This window comes from Colwellia sp. BRX8-7, assembly GCF_014077275.1.
Lineage (GTDB): Bacteria > Pseudomonadota > Gammaproteobacteria > Enterobacterales > Alteromonadaceae > Colwellia_A.
In genome coordinates, this window is sequence record NZ_JACGVP010000001.1 from 30464 (window position 1) to 47211 (window position 16748).

General features: G+C 39.2%; 14 protein-coding genes. 1 reads left to right on the forward strand and 13 read right to left on the reverse strand.

The window, feature by feature from the left end; translation table 11 throughout:
* Positions 1-65: 65 nt before the first annotated feature.
* From metH to recA, 3 genes are all read right to left on the reverse strand, one after another.
* On the reverse strand, positions 66-3764 hold the full coding sequence (gene metH, locus H4J57_RS00140; protein ID WP_182241594.1) for a methionine synthase: 3699 nt from the start codon (positions 3762-3764) through the stop codon (positions 66-68).
* 59 nt (positions 3765-3823) lie between these two features.
* Positions 3824-4771 (reverse strand): homoserine O-succinyltransferase, encoded by a 948-nt coding sequence (gene metA / locus H4J57_RS00145; protein WP_182231053.1) that lies wholly within the window; start codon positions 4769-4771, stop codon positions 3824-3826.
* A gap of 448 nt (positions 4772-5219) precedes the next feature.
* Positions 5220-6257: a recombinase RecA gene (recA, locus tag H4J57_RS00150; RefSeq protein WP_182216951.1), complete on the reverse strand. Its 1038-nt coding sequence runs from the start codon at positions 6255-6257 to the stop codon at positions 5220-5222.
* A 337-nt stretch (positions 6258-6594) separates the two neighbouring features.
* Between recA and mutS the strand changes: the two genes are divergently transcribed.
* Positions 6595-9174 carry a DNA mismatch repair protein MutS gene (gene mutS / locus H4J57_RS00155; protein WP_182241798.1) on the forward strand — a complete coding sequence of 860 codons (2580 nt, stop codon included), beginning with the start codon at positions 6595-6597 and terminating at the stop codon, positions 9172-9174.
* A gap of 65 nt (positions 9175-9239) precedes the next feature.
* Here mutS and rpoS read toward each other — a convergent pair whose 3' ends face one another.
* The 10 genes from rpoS to H4J57_RS00205 all read right to left on the reverse strand — a co-directional run bounded on the left by rpoS (position 9240) and on the right by H4J57_RS00205 (position 16678).
* The gene (gene rpoS, locus H4J57_RS00160) at positions 9240-10163 is read right to left on the reverse strand and encodes an RNA polymerase sigma factor RpoS (protein ID WP_182241595.1); all 924 of its coding nucleotides are present in this window, start codon (positions 10161-10163) and stop codon (positions 9240-9242) included.
* 86 nt (positions 10164-10249) lie between these two features.
* A complete protein-coding gene (locus H4J57_RS00165) occupies positions 10250-11110 on the reverse strand; it encodes a peptidoglycan DD-metalloendopeptidase family protein (RefSeq protein WP_220470242.1) in 861 nt (286 codons plus the stop codon).
* A gap of 29 nt (positions 11111-11139) precedes the next feature.
* Positions 11140-11718, reverse strand: coding sequence for a YqaA family protein (locus H4J57_RS00170; protein WP_182241596.1), 579 nt, complete (start codon positions 11716-11718; stop codon positions 11140-11142).
* A gap of 142 nt (positions 11719-11860) precedes the next feature.
* Positions 11861-12499, reverse strand: a complete 639-nt coding sequence (locus tag H4J57_RS00175; protein WP_404842419.1) for a protein-L-isoaspartate(D-aspartate) O-methyltransferase — start codon at positions 12497-12499, stop codon at positions 11861-11863.
* Positions 12500-12600: 101 nt separating this feature from the next.
* The gene (gene surE / locus H4J57_RS00180; protein WP_070374501.1) at positions 12601-13347 is read right to left on the reverse strand and encodes a 5'/3'-nucleotidase SurE; all 747 of its coding nucleotides are present in this window, start codon (positions 13345-13347) and stop codon (positions 12601-12603) included.
* Positions 13347-14381: a tRNA pseudouridine(13) synthase TruD gene (truD, locus tag H4J57_RS00185; RefSeq protein ID WP_182241597.1), complete on the reverse strand. Its 1035-nt coding sequence runs from the start codon at positions 14379-14381 to the stop codon at positions 13347-13349. Before truD ends, surE begins: the two co-directional genes overlap by 1 nt.
* Position 14382: 1 nt before the next feature.
* Positions 14383-14883, reverse strand: coding sequence for a 2-C-methyl-D-erythritol 2,4-cyclodiphosphate synthase (gene ispF / locus H4J57_RS00190; RefSeq protein WP_070374503.1), 501 nt, complete (start codon positions 14881-14883; stop codon positions 14383-14385).
* The gene (gene ispD, locus H4J57_RS00195) at positions 14880-15638 is read right to left on the reverse strand and encodes a 2-C-methyl-D-erythritol 4-phosphate cytidylyltransferase (RefSeq protein ID WP_182241598.1); all 759 of its coding nucleotides are present in this window, start codon (positions 15636-15638) and stop codon (positions 14880-14882) included. The genes ispF and ispD overlap by 4 nt, the downstream gene beginning before the upstream one ends.
* 7 nt (positions 15639-15645) lie before the next feature.
* Positions 15646-15948 carry a cell division protein FtsB gene (ftsB, locus tag H4J57_RS00200; RefSeq protein ID WP_182241599.1) on the reverse strand — a complete coding sequence of 101 codons (303 nt, stop codon included), beginning with the start codon at positions 15946-15948 and terminating at the stop codon, positions 15646-15648.
* A 112-nt stretch (positions 15949-16060) separates the two neighbouring features.
* A complete protein-coding gene (locus tag H4J57_RS00205) occupies positions 16061-16678 on the reverse strand; it encodes a hypothetical protein (protein ID WP_182241600.1) in 618 nt (205 codons plus the stop codon).
* Positions 16679-16748 lie beyond the last annotated feature (70 nt).

Below are 16748 nucleotides of genomic sequence, written 5' to 3' on the forward strand. Positions count from 1 at the left end.
TTAAACCTACTTTACAGAGATTTAAGGCCGTTGCCGTATAAACTAAATGATAATGGCTATATTAATTACTCAGGTTCATAATCCAAGTTAGCTGACAGCCAACGCTCTGCTTGTGGCAATGTCATCCCTTTGCGAGTCGCATAATTAATCACTTGGTCTTTAGCGACTTTAGCGACCGCAAAGTATTTTGATTCTGGGTGAGCAAAGTACCAACCACTAACCGCGGCTCCAGGCCACATGGCAAAACTTGAGGTTAGTTCCATGCCGATGTTTTCTTCAACATTGAGTAGTTCCCACAACAAACCTTTTTCAGTATGCTCTGGACAGGCAGGATAACCCGGCGCAGGTCTAATACCTTGATATTTTTCACGAATTAAATCATCATTAGCAAGCGACTCTTGTGGGGCATATCCCCAGTATTCTTTGCGAATTTTTTCATGGAGATATTCAGCACTCGCTTCTGCTAATCGGTCGGCAACAGCTTTAACTAAAATACTATTGTAGTCATCATGTTGAGCGGCGAACTCCTTCACTAGGTCATCACAACCATAACCTGCAGATACCGCGAAAGCACCAACATAATCTTTAATACCTGAGGTTTTATCCGCGATGTAATCAGCCAAACAACGGTTAAACTGCCCTGCTGGTTTTTTACTTTGTTGACGTAATTGATGCAGTTTCATCAATTGCTTATCTCGGTTTTCATCTGCAAACAATATTAAATCGTCTTGTTGACGATGAGCTGGAAACAGACCAAAAACCGCTTTTGCCGTTAACTTTTTACTGTTAATAATATCGTCTAATAAAGCATTAGCATCATTAAATAGATTAGTTGCCTCTTCGCCGACCACTTCGTGTCGTAAAATAAGCGGATATTTGCCTGATAATTGCCAAGTCATGAAAAATGGCGTCCAATCGATGTAGTTTCGAATGACATTTAAATCAAGATTATCAAGTACCGTAATACCAAGTTTATTGGGTATTTTAGGGGTATAGTTTTCAAAACTTATCGGCGCAGCATTTGCGCGTGCATCTTCTAATGATATTAAGCTTGAACGTGGTCCTTTTTTATAATGACGCTCACGTACCCGCACATATTCATCATCTTGACGCGCTAAAAATGCCGCACGTTTCTCACTATCATCTGAAAGTAAGGTACTAACGACTGAAACTGAACGCGACGCATTAGGCACATATATCACCGGATGTTGATATTGTTGCTCTATTTTAACGGCAGTATGAGCTTTTGATGTTGTCGCGCCACCAATAAGTAACGGCAAGTCAAAATTAAGACGTTTCATTTCTTTAGCAACATGCACCATTTCATCAAGTGACGGTGTTATCAAACCTGACAATCCAATCACATCGACCTTTTCGGCTTTCGCCACACGCAAGATATCATCACAAGAAACCATGACACCTAAATCAATAATTTCGTAGTTGTTACATTGCAAAACAACACCGACTATATTTTTACCAATATCGTGGACATCACCTTTTACCGTTGCTAGTAAGATTTTACCGTTTGATTTTATTTCAGTTTTTTCAGCTTCAATAAATGGATTTAAATGAGCAACAGCTTGTTTCATCACTCGGGCCGATTTTACCACTTGTGGCAGAAACATTTCGCCAGCACCAAATAAATCGCCAACGGTATTCATACCATCCATTAATGGCCCTTCAATAACATCAAGAGGTCGTTCAGCAACTAGCCTTGCTGCTTCAGTATCTTCGACAATAAATTCATTAATGCCTTTAACCAAAGAGTATTCTAAACGCTCTTTAATCGGTAGCTCACGCCAGGTTAAATCAGCCTTATTATTTTTGCTCCCCGCTTGCCCGCGATAAGACTCAGCCACATCAAGTAAGCGTTCTGTTGCGTCGTCATCGCTATTTTGTATGACATCTTCAACAGCAAGGCGGAGATCGTCAGGAATATCTGAATAAATAGCTAACTGACCTGCATTTACAATGCCCATGTCCATACCATTTTTTATTGCGTGATATAAAAACACCGCATGAATCGCTTCACGTACTGGGTTATTACCACGAAATGAAAATGACACGTTAGAAACACCGCCCGAAATCATCGCATGAGGCAGGTTTTCTTTTATATCGGCAACCGCTTCAATAAAATCTACCGCATAGTTATTATGCTCTTCGATACCGGTTGCTACTGCAAAAATATTGGGATCAAAGATAATATCTTCTGCAGGAAAGCCTATTTCATTGACTAAAATTTCATAAGCACGTTTACATATTTCATACTTACGTACCCGAGTGTCTGCTTGACCTTGTTCGTCGAAGGCCATAACAATAACAGCCGCACCATAACGGCGTAGAAGTTCAGCTTGTTTACGGAAGTTTTCTTCGCCCTCTTTCAAGCTGATTGAGTTAACAACCCCCTTGCCCTGAATACATTTCAAGCCTTCTTCTAAAATATCCCATTTAGAAGAATCAAGCATAATCGGCACCTTCGCGATATCAGGTTCACCGGCGATTAAATTCAAATAACGGATCATCGCCGCTTTCGAATCAAGCATGCCTTCATCCATATTTATATCTATAATTTGCGCGCCATTGGCAACTTGTTGCAGGGCAACAGCGACGGCTTGTTCATAATTTTCTTCGGTAATTAAGCGCTTAAATACAGCAGAGCCAGTAACATTAGTTCGTTCGCCAACGTTAACAAATAATGAACTTTCCTCTATGGTTAACGCTTCAAGCCCAGACAAACGACAAGCAATTTTCCTGGCGCTGATTTCCCTAGGTTTTACATTGGCAACCGCATCCGCCATACCTTTTATATGCGCTGGCGTTGTACCACAACAGCCACCAATAATGTTAAGGAATCCCGACTCAGCCCACTCATTGACATGAACATTCATATCTTCGACGCTGAAATCGTATTCACCAAAGGCATTAGGCAAGCCTGCATTAGGATGAGCTGAAACAGCAAAGTCTGATATTCGACTCAATTCTGCGACATATTGTCTTAGTTCAACCGGACCTAATGCACAGTTCAAACCAAATGAAATAGGTTTTGCGTGGCGCAATGAATTATAAAAAGCTTCGGTGGTTTGCCCAGACAATGTTCTGCCTGATGCATCAGTAATGGTACCCGAGACCATTACTGGTAAACGTAACTGCAATTCATCAAAAACAGTTTCAACCGCAAAAATAGCCGCTTTAGCATTTAAGGTATCAAAGATAGTCTCAATAAGAATAATATCTGAGCCACCTTCAATCAGTGCTTTCGTTGATTCTATGTAGGCATCTTTTAATTGATCAAAAGTCACATTACGATAAGCAGGATCGTTAACATCGGGTGAAATAGAACATGTTCTGTTCGTTGGCCCTAAAACGCCGGCAACAAACCTAGGCTTATCAGGGTTTTTAGCGGTAAATTCATCCGCTGCTGCACGGGCTATTTGTGCCGCCGCTAAATTGATTGCCGCACTGTAAGACTGCATATCGTAATCTGCCATCGCAATCGTCGTGGCATTAAAAGTATTCGTTTCAAGAATATCAGCACCCGCTTCAAGGTATTCATAGTGAATAGCTTTAATTACCTCGGGTTGTGTAAGCACTAACATATCATTATTGCCTTTGACATCAAGATGCCAATCAGCAAACTGTTCACCTCGGTAATCTTGTTCTTCAAATTTATAGGCTTGGATCATCGTCCCCATAGCACCATCTAAAATAAGAATTCTTTTTTGTATTTGTTGCTCAAGACGACTAAATGATGCTGATTTTTTCATACTATTTCTCTACTTTTACTTTCAAACTTAATTTAATGGCTAGATATATCCGACACTGTTTATATTTCTGCATCTGGGTGTATTGCTTTAATATTTGTTGCGTCTAGCTTGTACGGTGTGATCTGATAGACATAATAGTTTAGCCAATTAGTAAATAATAAACTGGCATGACTACGCCATGAACTGTGTGGCACTTTTGTTATATCATCATTAATATAGTAATTATTGGGCATAACTGCATCAACATCAGCCTTAAGGTCACGTTGAAACTCTTCATCTAGCGTGGTTGAGTCATATTCTGGATGACCGGTTAAATAGACCTGCTGTTTATTTTTGCTCGCGACCACATAAACGCCTGCTTGAGGAGATTCAGCAACAATCTTTAATTCAGGAATTGATAGGTAATCAGACTTATCAATATATCCAAATCGTGAGTGTGGGACATTAAAAAATTCTTCAAAGCCGCGGGTAAGCTGTTCTTTTTGGTCAACAGGGCTATGCTGAAAAACACCAGATAATTTTTCTTTTCTTAAATGTCGTCGCAATCCATAGTGATGATATAGAGCGGCATGAGCAGCCCAACAAGAAAACATTGTTGAGGTGACATTTTCTTCAGCCCAATCAAATATTTCACAGATTTTATCCCAGAAAGTTACTTTTTCGTATTCCATTAACGCCAATGGTGCACCGGTTATAATTAGGCCATCGTATTGAGTATTTTTAATGTCATCAAAGAGACGGTAAAAATTATCTAAGTGCTCTTTCGGCGTATGTTTGGATTCATTGGCGTGAATACGTACAAAATCGACATTTATTTGTAAAGGTGTATTAGACAATACCCGTAATATTTGAACTTCTGTTTCAATTTTATTAGGCATTAGATTGAGAATAGCGACTTTCATTGGGCGAATTTCTTGACTTGCCGCTCTACGCTCAGACATTACAAAAATATTTTCTTCACCTAAAATAGACAAAGCAGGTAATAAATCTGGAATTTTAATGGGCATAGCGTTTACCTAATCAAATAATGTCAAACAAGCATGAACACTTCGTTCTCTACTTTCATTTATTAACTTATATTATGGCTACCAATCAACATACAGGTTTCGACTAACTCAAGCACTACGAATGATAACGGATATATAAATATTATCATTTTATGGTACGTGTATTTTTAGCTATGTCAACATCTAAACGTATAGACGTCTATAATGTTTTTTACGTTAATATTATTTGTCATCTATAACCCTAGCGAGTAAATATTGGTGGAACTAGCCTAATAGAGTGCTACGTAGAAAAACGGGGGGTATTCGGGCAGTAAAGATGCTTAGGTAAAATACTATATCAGCATATTAAAGAACGATAGCATAAGAGAGAGAAGTCACTAATTAGATATAAAAAAGCCACTGTAAATACAGTGGCTTAATAATTTTTTAAACGTTTAATGTTTAATGTTTATTCTACAGCTTCTTCTTCTTTAGCTGGCTTTTCACTTGCTCTTACACTTTTAATTAACAGTAAGTCGCGTAAACGCTTATCAAGTTCTTTTGCCATTTCAGGTTTTTCTGCTAAAGATTTAGCCGCATTTGCTTTACCTTGGCCAATACGATCGCCATTGTAGCTATACCAAGAACCGGCTTTTTCAACCATGTTATGCAAAACACCTAAATCAATTAATTCACCTAAGCTGTTAATACCTTCGCCATATAAAATCTGAAATTCTGCTTGTTTAAAAGGAGGCGCTATTTTGTTTTTAACCACTTTTACGCGAGTTTCGTTACCAATAATTTCGTCGCCTGCTTTTACAGCACCGATACGTCGAATATCTAAACGAACAGAAGCATAAAACTTAAGTGCATTACCACCAGTTGTGGTTTCAGGGCTACCAAACATTACACCAATTTTCATACGAATTTGGTTAATGAAAATAATCATGGTATTTGATTTTTTCAAGTTACCTGTCAACTTACGCATTGCTTGTGAAAGCATACGGGCTTGTAATCCCATATGAGAGTCACCCATATCGCCTTCAATTTCTGCTTTTGGTGTAAGGGCAGCAACAGAATCGACAACAATAACGTCTATAGCACCTGAACGCGTTAGCATGTCACAAATTTCCAATGCTTGCTCACCGGTATCAGGCTGAGAAACAAGTAATTCGTTGATGTTAACACCTAACTTTTCAGCATAAATAGGGTCAAGTGCATGCTCAGCATCAACAAAGGCACAAACTTTACCGTTACGCTGAGCTTCAGCAATAACTTCAAGCGTTAACGTTGTTTTACCACTTGATTCAGGACCATAAATTTCAACAACACGCCCAAGTGGCAAACCACCCGCACCGAGTGCAACATCAAGCGCCAATGAACCTGTAGAAATGGTTTCAACATCCATGGTGTTATTATCACCAAGCTTCATAATTGAGCCTTTACCAAATTGTCTTTCAATTTGACTTAATGCTGCTGCTAATGCTTTTTCTTTATCATCTTTCATGTTTGTTCCGCCGATGTTGCTAAGATTTCGTTTTGATGAAGCAAGTATACTGTATGACCGTACAGTATCAAGCTTTTTTACAACTATTTTAATTGTATTATCAAAAACAAAACAAGGTGACTTTTAAGTTACTGATAAAATTGAGAATAAACAGCAACAGTAACTTTTAGCCATTACCCGACAAAAAGTTACTATTTATATTATTGCTGTAAAATAATTGCATAAACATTATCGTATTCAGTAAAAACTTTAGTTAAATAAATAGAGTCTAAATTTGCCAGTTATGACATAATTGCCACCTTACTCTTTAATTGAACTTATGAGTTACCGCATAGAAATGACGACAGCAAACTTAGACTTATCCTCACACACCCCTATGATGCGCCAGTACTTAACCATTAAAGCTGAGTTCCCTCATATTTTAATTTTTTATCGCATGGGTGACTTTTACGAGTTATTTTTTGATGATGCGAAAAAAGCATCTGATTTGCTCGATATTTCATTAACCGCTCGCGGCAAGACAGGTGGCAATGCAATACCTATGGCGGGCGTTCCCTATCATGCGGTGGAAAATTATCTAGCAAAATTAGTACAACTGGGTGAATCTGTTGCCATTTGTGAACAAATTGGTGACCCAGCAACCAGCAAAGGCCCTGTTGAACGTAAAGTTGTTAGAGTTATTACCCCAGGTACGGTGAGTGATGAAGCATTATTACTTGATAAACATGACAACCTAATTGTTGCGGTAAGTGAAGGCAATAATAAGTCATCGCAACGCTTTGGGCTGTCTTATCTTGATATGACCAGTGGTCGCTTTGTACTGACTGAGCCAAATACCATTGAACAGTTACAAGCTGAACTACAGCGTTTATCTCCTGCTGAATTACTCTACAGTGAATCGTTCTCAGTGCCAGAGTTACTAAAAGGCTATCAAGGATTAAGAAGAAGACCTGAATGGGAGTTTGATTTAGACACAGCTACTAATTTACTAAATACACAATTTGGCACTAAAGAACTTTCTGGCTTTGGTGTTGGTGATAAATCATTAGGCTTAATGGCCGCTGGTTGTTTATTTCAATATGTAAAAGAATGTCAACGCAGTGCGCTTCCTCACATTCGAGCCATTATTTGTGAGTCTTCTGCTTCTGGTGTCATTTTAGATGCGGCAACTCGTCGTAATTTAGAACTCACGCAAAACTTACAAGGTGGATTTGAAAATACCCTAGCATCGGTATTAGACAAGTCAGCGACACCAATGGGTTCTAGATTACTAAAACGTTGGTTACATTTTCCTTTACGTGATTTAAACATATTAACTGCACGTCAAAATGCAATTAGTGAACTATTGTCACAAGATTTAACGACTGAATTATTTAGCCAACTTAAATCTTTTGGTGATATTGAACGTATTGTTTCTCGCATTGCCTTACGCTCTGCGCGTCCAAGAGATTTTGCTCGTTTACGTAATGCTTTAAGTCAATTGCCTGAACTTCAGCAACATTTACAAACTTGTCAGCAAGCACATATCACTGAATTAGCGTCAAAAAGCTTTCCAATACCCGACTTACATGACTTATTACAGCATGCTTTAGTTGAAAACCCACCCGTTCTTATCCGTGATGGTGGCGTTATTGCCAAAGGCTATCATGAAGAACTTGATGTCTTACGTGACTTAAGTGATGGTGCAACTGAATTTCTTGCCCAACTCGAAGCGCGTGAAAAAGAACGTACCGGTATTAGTTCCTTAAAAGTAGGCTATAACAGGGTTCATGGCTTCTTTATTGAAATGAGTCGTACTGCCGCGAACGATGTACCTGATGATTATATTCGCCGACAAACCTTAAAAAATAACGAACGTTTTATTACTAATGAACTAAAACAACATGAAGAAAAAGTGCTTAGCGCACAGAGTAAGTTTCTCGCCTTAGAAAAACGTTTATACGATGAATTGTTCGATTTAGTATTACCTGATTTAGAAAAACTGCAATTACTTGCTCAGGCTGTCGCAGAACTAGACGTTTTAAATACCTTTGCAGAACGAGCAGAAAGCCTAAATTATGTTAAACCAAGTCTAAGCCAAAATGACGGTATTGAGATTAAAGCCGGTCGTCATCCTGTCGTTGAGTTAATGACTAGTGAGCCCTTTATTGCTAATCCAGTTACTTTAAATAATGAACGTAAGATGTTGATCATTACGGGTCCTAATATGGGCGGTAAATCAACCTATATGCGTCAAACAGCGCTCATTGTTTTATTGGCTCATATTGGTTGCTATGTCCCTGCTGATGCGGCAAACATTAGTATGGTTGATCGAATATTTACCCGTATTGGCGCTTCTGACGACCTAGCGAGTGGTCGTTCAACCTTTATGGTTGAAATGACAGAAACCGCAAACATTCTCCATAATGCAACAGAAAAAAGTTTAGTGTTACTTGATGAAATAGGCAGAGGAACCAGTACTTATGACGGTTTATCTCTTGCTTGGGCTTGCGCTGAAATGCTGGCGATTAAAACTAAAGCCTTTACTTTATTCGCTAGTCATTATTTTGAGCTAACCCTGTTAGCCGATCAGATACCGAGCTTGGTTAATGTTCATTTAGATGCGGTTGAGCATGGTGATACCATCGTCTTTATGCATACCGTTCAAGAAGGCGCTGCAAGTAAGAGCTTTGGCTTACAGGTTGCACAACTTGCCGGTGTGCCTAAGACCGTTATTCAACGGGCTAAACAACGCTTGGCTGAACTGGAAAGACAACAGGCTCCTTCTGTTATCAATGTCGAACAACAACCCTTTGAGCAACTTTCATTTATTGATAACACTCACCCCGTACTAGAGTCATTGTCATCAATTGATGTAAACGATTTAACCCCCAAACAAGCATTAGATTTATTGTTTGAGTTTAAAAGTAAAATGTAGCCCTTAATAATAAGTAAAAAAAAACCAACAATTGCTGGTTTTTTGTTTTATCGAAGCTAAAATATCTACGCTTGAAACAAGGCTTCAATCGATAAGTCTTGTTGACTTAAAATATCGCGTAAACGCTTAAGCGCCTCAACTTGAATTTGACGAACACGTTCACGTGTTAAACCAATTTCAACGCCAACATCTTCTAATGTTGCCGCTTCATATCCTAATAAGCCAAAACGACGGGCAAGTACTTCACGTTGCTTAGAGTTAAGTTCGTTTAACCAGTGAATAATATTATTTTTAATGTCGGATGTTTGCAAGCTACCTTCTGGACCACCACTTTTATCATCAGGGATCACATCAAGTAATACTTTATCGTTTTCACCACCGAAGGGGGAATCGACTGAGGTCATACGTTCATTTAGACGCAGCATTTTAGTGACATTAGCGACTGGCACATCAAGCGCTTCAGCAATATCTTCTGCGGTAGGTTCGTGATCAAGCTTTTGTACTAATTCACGCGAAGTGCGTAAATAAATATTGAGTTCTTTAACGACATGGATAGGGAGACGAATAGTGCGTGTTTGATTCATAATGGCACGTTCAATCGTTTGACGTATCCACCATGTTGCATAAGTTGAAAAACGAAATCCTCGTTCGGGATCAAATTTTTCTACTGCGCGGATCAAACCTAAGTTACCTTCTTCAATAAGGTCAAGTAAGGGTAAACCACGATTATTATAACGACGGGAAATTTTAACAACTAAACGCAGATTACTTTCGATCATGCGTTTTCTTGAGGGTTCATCACCTTTAAGGGCAAGGCGAGAAAAGTACACTTCTTCTTCAGCGCTAAGTAATGGAGAAAATCCAATTTCGCTTAAATACAATTGAGTGGCGTCTAAATTCGATGGTACATCTTCTCTATCTTTAGATGATGCTCTAGTTGATTCTTTTTTATCTACACTAGTACTTACCAATTCTTTTTCTATACTCATGCTGTATCTCCCAATATTTAGCAAAGCCAACTATCAATGATTAAATATGCACACTAACTCCAATTTATTATTATTATTATTTGTTGTTATTTAGACAGATACTTCATAGGGTTTACTGATTTACCGCGAAAGCGAACTTCAAAATGAAGCATGACTCTTTCAGCGTCTGTATCACCCATTTTCGCTATAACCTGACCCGCTTTTACCGACTGTTGTTCTTTCACTAAGATACTATCGTTATGAGCATAAGCACTAAGGTAATCATCATTATGTTTAACAATAATTAGCTGACCGTATCCTCGTAAAGCATCTCCGGCATAAACCACCACGCCATCAGCTGTCGATTTAATCGAGTCACCACGTATACCTGCGATGTTTATTCCTTTGTTACCTTGTTTTGCTGTAGAAAAACCTTCAATAACTTTTCCTTGAGCAGGCCACAACCAATTTCTTATTTTTTGAGAAAAACTTGTGCCATTTGCAGAGGTTTTATTGTTTACTTTTTGCCCTCTTACATTTTTACCATACGCCTGCTTTTTATTTGATGCAACAGGTTTTTTTACCCTTGTTGGTATGTTACTTTTCGGCTTTTCATTGCGCGCTATATTACTAGTGGCTTGGCTCGAATTTTTAACTAAAAATAATTTTTGTCCAGGGAATATTTTGTAAGGAGATACCAGATTATTAAAAGTGGCTAAGCTACTAATATCAACATTGGCTCGCCAAGCAATAGAATATAAGGTTTCACCTTTTTTAACGATGTACTCGCGACCTTTTAAGCTATTTTTAACACGCTTACTTAATGGAACTGAGCCTTGAACATCAACAACGGGGGCCGGTTTATGGTTAGAAGAACAACCTACCACAGACAAACTAAGCACTAAAAAAACCACATAAGTGATTTTTTTAGTGCTTAATAGAGCATAATTTTCACGATTTAAAATCAAAAAACCATCCTAGCGTTGTCTGTATTCATTTAACGTAAAACAAAATAAGCCACAATAATAAGCGCAACAATTAGCCAACCCAGTATATCTACCCATTGTCTTATCTTTTGTTCCATGGCGGCCCCTCCCCAGCGAATAATACCGGCAACCAAGAAAAATCGCATTCCACGACCAATTGCTGAAGCGATTAAAAAAGGCAGAAAAGCCATATGTAAGAAGCCAGCACTGACTGTGAATAATTTATAAGGGATCGGTGAAAATCCAGCAATAAAGACAACCCAAACACCCCACTGCTGAAACCACAGCACAACGGCGTCAAAAGCCTCTTGCTTACCCATAGCGGTAATTGCCGGTTGTATCCAAGGTTCAAACATATAATAACCGAGTAAATAACCAACAGAGCCTCCCAGAATTGAAGCTATCGTTGTTAATGTGGCGTAAGACCATGCTTTGTGTGGTTTAGCCAGCACCATGGGTGCTAGAAGCACATCAGGGGGAATAGGGAAAAATATAGATTCAGCAAAAGTTAATAGTGCCAACATTCTTGGCGCAAATTTATGTTCAGCAAAACGAAGTGTCCATTCATACATTTTTGAAAAAATTTTCAATTAAATCATACCTTTTTTTCAGATAATAAAGAGTGAGTAATATTGTTTAGTTTATTTATGCAAAGACCACAATACTCTGCAGCTAATCTAGGGCTATGGCAGTAACGTACTGGCACAACTTTTTATATCAAGCGATGAAAAATTAAATTAACGCGCCGGGTACAAGTGGTACAAATTTAACCATTTCAACTTGTTGTTCTTTATACTCATCGCCATGACGAGTAATAACTTTTAGTATTTGCGTATCTGTGCCAACAGGTATCACTAAGCGCCCACCATCAGCTAACTGTTCCAGTAATGCCTTAGGTACTTCGGTTGGCGCTGCAGTAACAATAATCGCTTGAAAGGGAGACTTACTACTCCACCCTTGCCAGCCATCACCGTGCTTCATTGAGACGTTATTTAAATCTATTGATTGCAAGCGACGTTTCGCCTGCCATTGTAATGCCTTAATACGCTCGACCGAAAAAACTTTAGCAACCAATTGTGTAAGGATGGATGTTTGATAACCAGACCCTGTCCCTATTTCTAGAATGCTGTCAGGGACACCGTCCGCTAATAATAATTCTGACATTTTTGCCACTATATAAGGTTGAGAAATAGTTTGTCCCTGCCCAATAGGCAAAGCCGTATTGTCGTATGCTTTATGCGCTAAGATTTCAGGAACAAAAATATGACGAGGTGATTGAGCAATCGCTTGCAACACCCGCTGATCACGTATCCCTTCTGCGTATAATTTTTGCGCTAATAGCTCGCCGCTACGACGTGATTTACCGCTCACATTGCTCCCTACCCTTACATTCATAACCTGCTCTTTTTATTTTTTTTATTTTCAAATTAACATGTGATTTATCTAAAATTTAGCAATAACTCAACGGGAACTTAAATGATTAAGTCGCCGACCCAACGAGTGATCGATGCCAAACTATCATGGGCGGTCATATCAACAGTTAACGGGGTTATCGATGCATAACCATTGGCAATAGCATGAAAGTCTGTACCTTCGCCACAGTCTTGCTCTTGGCCTAATCGACCGTACCAATATATATCACGTTGCCATGGGTCTTGCGTTTTTTCCATCATTTCTGCTTTATGACGATTACCCAAGCGTGTCACCTTGACACCTTTTAATTCACTAAGCGGAATATCAGGGACATTAATATTGATAATTTGATCGACGGCTAATGGATGAGATTGTAAACGTTGAATAAATTTTGCCGTAACCACGGCAGCTGTTTGGTAATTTTGTTCACTTTGACCCACCAAGGAAACAGCGATTGCTGGCATTCCCATATGGCGCCCTTCTGTTGCCGCCGCTACCGTACCTGAATATAAAGTATCATCGCCTAGGTTTGCGCCACAGTTAATACCGGCAACAACTAAATCAGGTGTCAACAGCTGACTGATGCCAAGATGAACTGAATCGGTTGGCGTGCCGTTTACTGAAATGAAACCATTGTCTAACGTTTGAATGCGTAGCGGATTCATTAGCGTTAAAGAGTTACTGGCACCACTACAGTTTCTATCGGGTGCGACTACCGTTACCTCAGCTATTTTTACTAATTCGTCGTGTAAAACTTTAATGCCTAAAGCATGAACACCGTCATCGTTACTGAGTAATATTTTCATTAGTTTACCGCTCGCTCTGTCATATCTTGATAACTGATTAATTCACGTAAAATGGTGGTTGCATAACAACCAGAAGGTAAAAAGAAGCTCAATGTTATAGTGTCATCAACCGACTTTATACTGCCTTCAGTTAACGACAACCTAATTCTACGTCGTTCTTGCTTTAAGCCAAATTTAGCTAAACCTTGGCAAAAGTCAGCGTAACCATCGGCAACCTGTTGCTCTAGCTGTTGTGATTCACCTTGCGACATTAATTTGCCAGCGCCCCACAGCGCAGCCGTTAAGTCGATATCTTTTTCTTGAAAGCGTTGACGAATGGTTGCATCAATTTCATCAGCCAAAAATACTGACTGTGTACCGCTTAACATAAAAACATCACCCATTTGTAAGGATTCAAACTGATTTTTTTCAATACGTGTACTGATTATTTGATTAAATATTTCTGAGCGAGCCGCCGATAAATAAAGGCCACGTTTCTTTTTATCTTTTACTTTCTTACCTTGAAATAACTCTAACGCTCTTTCAAGGTTGCCGCCATTAATACCAAAGCGTTGTTCACCAAAGTAGTTGGGTACACCAAATTGGCTAACCGCTGCCCAGCGGCGTAAGACATCATCGGTATTACTGACATTACGTAACACTAATTCGAAGCGATTACCTGACAAGGCACCGATGCGTAATTTTTTGTTATGACGTTGTTGGGAAAGAACTTCGACACCTTCGATGGCTAAGTTACTTAAATCATAAATCGCTTTGCCTGGTAGGTGAATACCAAACCACTGCTCGGTAACAGCAAATCTGTCTTTTAAGCCGGCATAAGATACTAAGCCTTCTTTTACCTTAAAGTATTTAGCCAACTCTCGGGCAACAACCAGCGTATTGGTGCCAGTTTTTCTCAGATGAATAAATAAATGCTCACCTTCGCCGCAAGGTTCAAAAGGTAATTTTTCAAAAACCTTAAAATCAGACATTTCACTACGAAGTTGGCCAGTGGCATTCGGTTGGGTATATAAATATTGTAATGACTTGCTCATTTTATTGATTATTCTCTATAACGGCTGCAGAAGATTTTGTCAGTAAGACCACAGCGTGAACAGCCACGCCTTCTTTACGACCTGCATAACCTAACTTTTCAGTCGTGGTTGCTTTTACATTCACTTGATCTAGCTCTGCTTGTAAGTCTTCACTTAAGCAAGTACGCATCGCCAATAAATGTGGTGCTATTTTAGGGGCTTGTGCAACGATAGTAATATCGGCATTACCGAGTTGATAGCCTTTTTCAATCATTAAACCGACAACATGCTTTAATAAAATTCGACTATCGATATTTTCATACTGGCCATCTGTATCGGGAAAGTGATTACCAATATCGGCTAAGCAAAGCGCCCCCAATATTGCGTCACACAAAGCGTGAATTGCAACATCACCATCCGAGTGAGCAATAAAGCCTTGCGGATAATCTATTTCTACACCGGCTAAAACAATAGGGCCTTTGCCACCAAATTTGTGTACATCAAAGCCGTGACCTATTCTCATGGTGTTTCCTGTAATGTTGGTTTTTGTTGCTGTTGTTTTTGCTTAGCTAAGAAAAAAGCAGCTAAAGCGAGATCATCTGGATGAGTAATTTTTATATTTTCACTGCTTGCCGAAACTAACAGACTAGGTAAATTAGCCCGTTCAATTGCTGATGACTCATCAGTGAGTTCAGCTCCCTGATTAAGGCCATTAATAATCGCGGCTTTTAATTCTCGCACCGGAAACATTTGCGGTGTTAGCGCGTGCCATAAATGCTCTCGCGCGACCGTTGACAAAACTTGCGGACCATTTAACGTACTCAAAACCGATCGTTTCATGGTGTCTCGCACCGGTGCAGCTAATAATCCGCCCACTTCTTTTGCTAGGCAACGAGCAATTAACGTTGAAATATCATCATGAGTAACACAAGGTCTCGCAGCATCATGCACTAAGACCCAAAAATGGTGCTCAGGGTCAATCGCTGTTAATCCAGCCAGAACTGAGTCGACTCGTTCTTTGCCGCCAATAACTGTTTCAACCTGAGCATTATTGATTAATGACGTTTGTGGGTAATATTCATCATTTGCACTGAGCGCAATAATAACTTTATTTATCGACGGATGACTTAACAGGCGTTCAATGGTGTGTTCTAAAATCGTTTTATTATCAATAGTTAAATATTGCTTAGGGCAATTTGCCTGCATACGTTTACCTGCACCAGCGGCAGGGACAACAGCAATAAATTGTTGAGTGAGCTCTGTTGGATTAATTAGCATAACGTTATTATTCCGGGTCTATTTGCATGGTGTTTTTTTCAGAGGGTATTAAACGAAAGAATGTTTCGTTTTCTTTTATCATCCCTAACTCATTTCGAGCGCGCTCTTCAATAGCTTCGACGCCTGATTTTAAATCGTCGGTATCAGCATATAATAATTTATTACGTTGTTTGAGCTTGTCATTGTCTGCTATTTGACGTTCAACTTCTTGTTCCAAAGCTAGATAGTCAGGCACACTATTTTTCCCGAACCATAGTCGGTATTGTAATAACATCAAAAAAACCAGTAATAGTACGGTTATAGCGCGCATAAAAACCTAATGTAAAGCCTAAAATTTAGTCAGAGAAGTACCAGTACGGTTGCCATTATAAATCGGTGTTTGCTGGTGTAAACATTATTAACACATTTATAATTTTTAAAAATTAAATTGCTAACGATTGCTTAAAGTTACGCCAGTTAATGGCACAAGATAATAACAACTCACGCAAACTCGGTGTTAAAGGGTTTGCTCGATGGGCATTTAACCAACAATGGCCACTACAAGCTGCCGTCATCACTTTCTTATTAGGCTTGAGTAACTGCCCTATTGCCTGGTTTTGTTCAAGCTCAGTTAAAGAGAACCAACCATGAAGATTGGTTCGAAAACGCTGTTGCTCAAAATCAATTCTGTCAATAGAGTCTAATAATATCGTGGAATCTTTGGCAATAGGCACCACTAGGCCATGATGCAACGTTGCCGATAAATACCACTGTTTTACTGACTCGCTGTCTTGACCATTTAATGGCATCTGTACACCTTGTTTAGCTGACCAAGTTGCATTTTGCACATCAAGCTTTAGAGGTGTTTGCACCTGTAACATGGAATTTGCCGTACGCTTGATATAATGAGGTAAACTTTTTAATCGACCCTGCATCAATGGGGCTGATAAAAGAGGATCTATACTCAACTGCCCCAACTCTCTTTCGTATAGCGCATTACAAAGCTCAGCAAAATCAGCTGATTGATAGTCCCTTTGCCATATTGAGGTTTGTTCATTCATGAATAATTGAGTGCTTTTTAATACGTTACTGGGTAGAATTTAACCTGAAGTTTAAGCATAACCTATTGGG

What these genes read in the sequence shown, in the direction of transcription:
- ispF (WP_070374503.1), bottom strand. Translation starts at nt 14,883, where the DNA reads ATGAGAATAGGTCACGGCTTTGATGTACACAAATTTGGTGGCAAAGGC.
- surE (WP_070374501.1), bottom strand. Translation starts at nt 13,347, where the DNA reads ATGAAAATATTACTCAGTAACGATGACGGTGTTCATGCTTTAGGCATT.
- truD (WP_182241597.1), bottom strand. Translation starts at nt 14,381, where the DNA reads ATGAGCAAGTCATTACAATATTTATATACCCAACCGAATGCCACTGGC.
- metA (WP_182231053.1), bottom strand. Translation starts at nt 4,771, where the DNA reads ATGCCCATTAAAATTCCAGATTTATTACCTGCTTTGTCTATTTTAGGT.
- metH (WP_182241594.1), bottom strand. Translation starts at nt 3,764, where the DNA reads ATGAAAAAATCAGCATCATTTAGTCGTCTTGAGCAACAAATACAAAAA.
- rpoS (WP_182241595.1), bottom strand. Translation starts at nt 10,163, where the DNA reads ATGAGTATAGAAAAAGAATTGGTAAGTACTAGTGTAGATAAAAAAGAA.
- mutS (WP_182241798.1), top strand. Translation starts at nt 6,595, where the DNA reads ATGACGACAGCAAACTTAGACTTATCCTCACACACCCCTATGATGCGC.
- ftsB (WP_182241599.1), bottom strand. Translation starts at nt 15,948, where the DNA reads ATGCGCGCTATAACCGTACTATTACTGGTTTTTTTGATGTTATTACAA.
- H4J57_RS00205 (WP_182241600.1), bottom strand. Translation starts at nt 16,678, where the DNA reads ATGAATGAACAAACCTCAATATGGCAAAGGGACTATCAATCAGCTGAT.
- recA (WP_182216951.1), bottom strand. Translation starts at nt 6,257, where the DNA reads ATGAAAGATGATAAAGAAAAAGCATTAGCAGCAGCATTAAGTCAAATT.
- ispD (WP_182241598.1), bottom strand. Translation starts at nt 15,638, where the DNA reads ATGCTAATTAATCCAACAGAGCTCACTCAACAATTTATTGCTGTTGTC.